The organism is Vibrio sp. V08_P9A1T1 (assembly GCF_963874405.1).
Taxonomy (GTDB): Bacteria; Pseudomonadota; Gammaproteobacteria; order Enterobacterales; family Vibrionaceae; genus Vibrio; species Vibrio anguillarum.
The window spans coordinates 1-5,454 of the sequence record NZ_CAWNIB010000117.1; the positions used below are offsets into that span (position 1 = coordinate 1).

Sequence of the window (5,454 nt, forward strand, 5' to 3'; positions counted from 1 at the left end):
CTTACCATCTGTAACCCCTTTAAATTTCAATCATATGCTTACGTATAACATAGATTTATTCACTTTCTTTGTTTAATTTTGCGCACAATATTGACTTTTCGCTATAAATTTTTAGCATGTAGCTTTTCCCCTAAAGAGATATCTTCATGTCTGAAGTAAAGCAAACCGAACAACCTGTAGTGGACTTAGACGCCATCTCGCCAGAATTGCGCCAAGTAATTGAATTTGATCAAGTGCCACAAGAGATGTACTACATGGTCGTGTCTATACATGAAGTCTCTGAAGAAGCGGTACGCGAGTCTTGGAACTCTCTACCAGCCAGTGCGCAAAATGTGTTGGATAATTTTGAACAGTTTCATGCGTTGATCTCTGTCAGCCAAGCTTTTGCTGGTGTCAATGTCATGGAGGAGTTCCCAACATTGAATTTACCGAAAGAGATGACAGACCAAGATAAAGAAGAGTACCGAGCAGAGCTTCTTGATCAAGTGCTGCATAACTGTGTGAAAGATATGGTTAAACAGATCAAAAAAGCACGCCGCGACCCGATTCTAAAACGCGATTTTAAAGACGTGTTTGCAAAATAAAACGCACACCATTGAGCATAAAGCCGTCAATTTTATATGACGGCTTTTTCTATTGAACCTGAACTCGAGATAAGAGAGGCTTAGGTTATTGAATCAATACATTAATAATGAAAAACATTAATGCGTTAAGACGATATCACGCTGCGACACGCTCACGCCTTTAATTTGCACATACAGCGAATCACCAACATCCAGTTGTAGCTCATCGGCCGCCCATTTGGTTACCGTAGCCCACAGGTAACACCCTTCGCCTAACTTGAGTTTTATCCCCACACTCTGTTTATCAGTACCTTGAGGCTGCTTTTCAAGCTGGCAAATCTGCGCAGGCAGAATATTACGAATTGACGTCCGGTTTGGCTTATCAAGCGCCACCGAAACATCATTTGCACGGATCTGTAATCGCAGTGCAGAGCCTACCTCGCCTTCCACATATTGCACCCAAAGTTTGACATCATCTGCAAGCGAGACCTGTGTGAGCGCATAATCTTTGTTGTGCTGGCAGATGTGGGCAGAAAACAGACTACTTTGGTCGGCAAATGATTGCCAAGGACGCATATAATTTGAAGACCACACTTGCTCTAGCTCACCGCTTATCAGCACAGCGCCCTGTTCTAACACAACTAAATGATTAGCTAGACGCAAAATTTCATTCATGCTGTGCGTCACATAGAGAATTGGAATATGCACGCTATGAGCCAGCTCTTCCAAAAAAGGCATCACTTCACGTTTGCGCGGCATATCGAGCGATGCCAACGGCTCATCCATCAATAAAATATCTGGCTTGGATAGTAAGGCTCGGCCAATCGCTACTCGCTGTTTCTCCCCACCCGATAAATCATGCGGATAACGTGTAAGTAATGGCGCTAAAGCCAATAATTTTACGATAGCGGCGAAGTGGTCGGCATCCTTTTTTTTGACACCATAGTTTAAATTGCCATGAACGGTGTAATGTGGAAACAATCGAGCATCTTGAAAAACGTAACCAACATTGCGCTTTTCAACAGGCAAGTTAATCTTTTTTCGTTGGCTAAATAGGATGCGGCCATTGATCTCGATTTCACCAAGTTCAGGCTTCACCAATCCACTGATAATATTGATGAAGGAGGTTTTCCCCGCCCCTGAACGCCCGAAAACCGCACAAATACCACGGCTTGGTAAAACCAAATCCGCATTAAGCTTGATATCACCTAACTGTTTTTCAAATTGAATCTTTAACCCACTCATCATTGAGTCCCTAAGCGCCGAGTCATTCGGCGGCTAATCACTTCAGAAATGAATAACGAAGCCAAGGCAATCGCGATGGAGATAATACACAAACGCATCGCTTCCATTTCGGCTCCTGGCGTTTCTAAAAAGTTATACATCGCAAGAGGAAGCGTTTGTGTTTCACCGGGAATATTGGACACAAAGCTAATGGTGGCCCCAAACTCGCCTAGGCTGCGAGCAAAAGAGAGCATCGCGCCAGTGATCAGCCCGGGTATCGTTAAGGGTAATGTAATGGTCAAAAAAACTTTGAGTGGTGAAGCGCCTAAGGTTCGAGCTGCTTGCTCTAACTTAGGATCGACGCTTTCAAGGCTTAAACGAATCGCACGAACCATCAAGGGCAGTGCGATGATGACACACGCCAACACGGCTCCACGCCAACTGAAGCTGAAACGCAAGCCAAACATATTATCAAGCCACTGCCCAATTACGCCTTGTTTACCCATGGTGATCAACAGAAGATACCCCACGACCACTGGCGGTAAAACGAGCGGCAAATGCACTAGGCTATCCAGTATACTTTTACCCCAAAACTGCTTTCTGGCGAGTAGCCACGCAAAAAACATTCCCAGCGGTAAGAGCCAAAGCACGGTATAAATCGCGACTTTTAAACTCAGTTGCAGTGCAACCCATTCATATTCAGAAAGCAAAGGAATCCGTTCCTGTCATCACGCTAAAACCGTAGTTCTGTAAGATACTTTTTGCTTGATCGCTGCGTAAAAAAAGCATGAATTGATTCACCGTATCACGCTCAGTCAGCTGTACTAAAGGATAATGGATGGCGCTGTGTAGGCCTGAATCAAATTCGTGTACCACTTTGACCTTATTGCTCATCAATGCATCCGTCTTATATACAATACCAAGTGCGGCTTCTTGACGTTCAACTAGCGCAAGCGCTAAACGTACGTTATTGGTTTGAGCCAGCATAGGGGCGAGCGACGACCACACTTTTAACTTTTCTAGTGCCTCTTTGGCATACATTCCCACAGGCACCGCCATTGTGTTACCTATCGCTAAACGTGAACCGTTCAAGGCGTCAAGCCATGCCGCAACATCATTTACTACCAGCGAATTGAGCTTCGACGATTGAGGGGCGATAAGCACCAGCTGATTTCCAGCCAACAATGTGACCTTATCGCTCGTCACAATGTTCTTGTTAAGCAAGTGAGTAACCCAGTTATCATTGGCTGAAATGAAAATATCCGCTGGTGCACCTTGCTCAATTTGACGAGCAAGCGCGGATGAACCCGCATAAACGGGCACAATGTCTAACGGTTGTTTCGGCTGGTAAGCCGCAATCAATTCATTAACCGCATTCGTCATGGATGACGCTGCATAAACAGTGATTTTCTCTTGTGCATAAACCGCCGAACAGCACAGCATGGCGACGATAGAGAGCAGTATTTTTCTCATGTTAACGCTCCGTTAATTCTGGCCATAATAAGGCCAAGTTCAAATGCTCTTCAATCGCATCCGCAATGCGGTTAATGGCTTGTTCTTTTTGCGCCACATGATCGTAATAACTTATATCAGCGGCACCAGCCCAGCGACAGATAAGCTCAGTTGCAGGAAAACTATCAAAAATTCCGTGCATGTAAGTCCCCAACACTTGCTGGCAATCACTTAATAAACCGTCACGGTTGCCATTGTCTAACGTGATGATTGCTGAGGATGATGCATCATCGAGCGTTGTGCGTCCAACGTGGATCTCGTAGCCTGAGACCTTCGCTTTACCTTGCGGTAAAATAAGTTCGCCTTGAACATTCCTGAGCGTTTTTTCAGCGGTGAGTTCTGTACTGACGTTCAACAACCCCAGTCCTTCACTTTCGCCCGCTTCACCTTCAACGCCGAGTGGATCGCGAATTACCCGACCTAACATTTGGTAACCACCACAAATGCCCATCACTTTGCCTCCGAAACGCAAGTGACGTTTGATATCCTGATCCCAACCTTGCGAGCGAAGATACGCAAGATCGTCCCTTACAGATTTACTGCCTGGAAGCAGAATCAGATCCGCATTTTCGATCCGTTCACCCTTTCCCACATAACGTAAGTCAACATCAGGATTTAAACGCAACGCATCAAAATCAGTATGGTTACTAATGCGAGTCAACACTGGCACCACAATATTCAATTTACTGTTGCTGCTGAGGGTTTGCGCTTGAGTGATCGCATCTTCAGCTTCTAAATCAAAGCCATGTAAATAAGGCAGCACACCAATGACGGGTTTACCCGTTTTTGCTTCTAACCAATCAAGGCCAGATTGCAGTAACGCAATATCACCTCGAAAGCGGTTAATCACAAACCCTTTTACACGCAGCTGTTCCGATTCAGAAAGCAGTGCTAACGTGCCATACAGATGAGCAAATACACCGCCTCTATCAATATCGGCAATGATAATCACAGGTACATCGGCCGCTTCAGCAAACCCCATGTTAGCAATGTCATTTTCGCGTAGGTTGATTTCAGCCGGGCTTCCCGCCCCTTCAATCATGACACTTTGATACTCGGCTTGTAACCGAGCGTAGGAATCAAGCACAGTATTCATCGCGACTTTCTTATAATCGTGATAACCCGTTGCTTCCATATTAGAGAGCGCTCTGCCTTGCAGGATAACCTGCGCACCCGTGTCTGAATTTGGCTTGAGTAATACAGGGTTCATGTGTACCGATGGCTCAACGCCACACGCTTGAGCCTGAACAGCTTGCGCTCTCCCGATTTCGCCACCATCGGCCGTCACCGCACTATTGAGCGCCATGTTTTGCGGCTTAAAAGGGGCTACTTTTATTCCTCGACGTGCTAACACTCGGCATAAGCCTGCAACTAGCACACTTTTTCCAGCGTCGGAAGTGGTGCCCTGCACCATCAATGACCTTAATGTTGATTCCATATTAACTCTACGGTAGGCGTTTGCTGGTAATCATACCGTCACAGCTGCTACTCACTCAATAAAATGAATGGAATATTAATGTTCCGCTCAGAGTGTGTTCAACATCTTAGTGTTTAAATCGCTTCATCAAAACAACAAACCCATAGAGGAATTAAAAATGAAACGTACAACACTAGCCCTAGCAGCTTCGATGATTATTGCTCCTGTTTTCGCTTTTGCAGGTAACCATAACCAAAACAGTAATACCATCAATTACAATGGTCCTATCGAACTTACGTCTGTGGAATCGTTGCTAAAAGACACCAATATGTTTACAGAAAAGCATGTTGTGGTTGAAGGAAAGTTGATTCGTCAAATCAGAAAAGACACATTCGTATTCAGTGATGGCAACGGTGAGATTCAAGTAGAACTGGATGATGATATCCACTTCACAGCACCACTCAATGCCGAGACTAAGGTTCGCCTTTATGGCGAATATGAAGGAGGACTGACACCTGAAATCGAAGTGGATCAGATCCAAGTTCTATAATCATTACTGTTTATTGCTCTCTTGATGGTAAAACACAAAAAATAAGATGGATTTTTTTGTGAAAATGGCCTGTAATTTGCAGGCCATTGCTGTATCTTATTCAGCTTAATTTTCATCTTTTCAGGACGAAGCGTACATGTATAAAAAAGCGTACTCACTAGGCCTAGTCGGTTTGTCATGCGTTCTTT

At 44.7% G+C, this 5,454-nt stretch carries 6 protein-coding genes; 2 read left to right on the forward strand and 4 right to left on the reverse strand.

Going from position 1 to position 5,454, the window contains the following annotated elements; genetic code table 11:
- Positions 1-146 precede the first annotated feature (146 nt).
- Positions 147-584: a DUF3069 domain-containing protein gene (locus tag AACT21_RS05985; protein WP_017046416.1), complete on the forward strand. Its 438-nt coding sequence runs from the start codon at positions 147-149 to the stop codon at positions 582-584.
- Between the two features lie 117 nt (positions 585-701).
- Here the strand turns inward: AACT21_RS05985 and modC are convergent, their stop codons facing one another.
- Genes modC through AACT21_RS06005 form a run of 4 tightly spaced genes read right to left on the reverse strand, consistent with a single transcriptional unit; the run spans position 702 to position 4,737 of the window.
- Positions 702-1,808 carry a molybdenum ABC transporter ATP-binding protein ModC gene (gene modC, locus AACT21_RS05990; protein ID WP_176428344.1) on the reverse strand — a complete coding sequence of 369 codons (1,107 nt, stop codon included), beginning with the start codon at positions 1,806-1,808 and terminating at the stop codon, positions 702-704.
- Positions 1,808-2,497, reverse strand: coding sequence for a molybdate ABC transporter permease subunit (modB, locus tag AACT21_RS05995; protein WP_017046414.1), 690 nt, complete (start codon positions 2,495-2,497; stop codon positions 1,808-1,810). Before modB ends, modC begins: the two co-directional genes overlap by 1 nt.
- The gene (gene modA, locus AACT21_RS06000) at positions 2,487-3,260 is read right to left on the reverse strand and encodes a molybdate ABC transporter substrate-binding protein (protein WP_094164131.1); all 774 of its coding nucleotides are present in this window, start codon (positions 3,258-3,260) and stop codon (positions 2,487-2,489) included. Before modA ends, modB begins: the two co-directional genes overlap by 11 nt.
- A gap of 1 nt (position 3,261) precedes the next feature.
- Positions 3,262-4,737, reverse strand: coding sequence for a cobyric acid synthase (locus AACT21_RS06005; protein WP_017042366.1), 1,476 nt, complete (start codon positions 4,735-4,737; stop codon positions 3,262-3,264).
- Positions 4,738-4,894: 157 nt separating this feature from the next.
- On the opposite strand from AACT21_RS06005, the gene AACT21_RS06010 reads away from it, so the two are divergent.
- Positions 4,895-5,266: a YgiW/YdeI family stress tolerance OB fold protein gene (locus tag AACT21_RS06010; RefSeq protein WP_026029118.1), complete on the forward strand. Its 372-nt coding sequence runs from the start codon at positions 4,895-4,897 to the stop codon at positions 5,264-5,266.
- Positions 5,267-5,454: the final 188 nt, after the last annotated feature.

What these genes read in the sequence shown, in the direction of transcription:
- AACT21_RS05985 (WP_017046416.1), top strand. Translation starts at nt 147, where the DNA reads ATGTCTGAAGTAAAGCAAACCGAACAACCTGTAGTGGACTTAGACGCC.
- modC (WP_176428344.1), bottom strand. Translation starts at nt 1,808, where the DNA reads ATGAGTGGGTTAAAGATTCAATTTGAAAAACAGTTAGGTGATATCAAG.
- AACT21_RS06005 (WP_017042366.1), bottom strand. Translation starts at nt 4,737, where the DNA reads ATGGAATCAACATTAAGGTCATTGATGGTGCAGGGCACCACTTCCGAC.
- AACT21_RS06010 (WP_026029118.1), top strand. Translation starts at nt 4,895, where the DNA reads ATGAAACGTACAACACTAGCCCTAGCAGCTTCGATGATTATTGCTCCT.
- modA (WP_094164131.1), bottom strand. Translation starts at nt 3,260, where the DNA reads ATGAGAAAAATACTGCTCTCTATCGTCGCCATGCTGTGCTGTTCGGCG.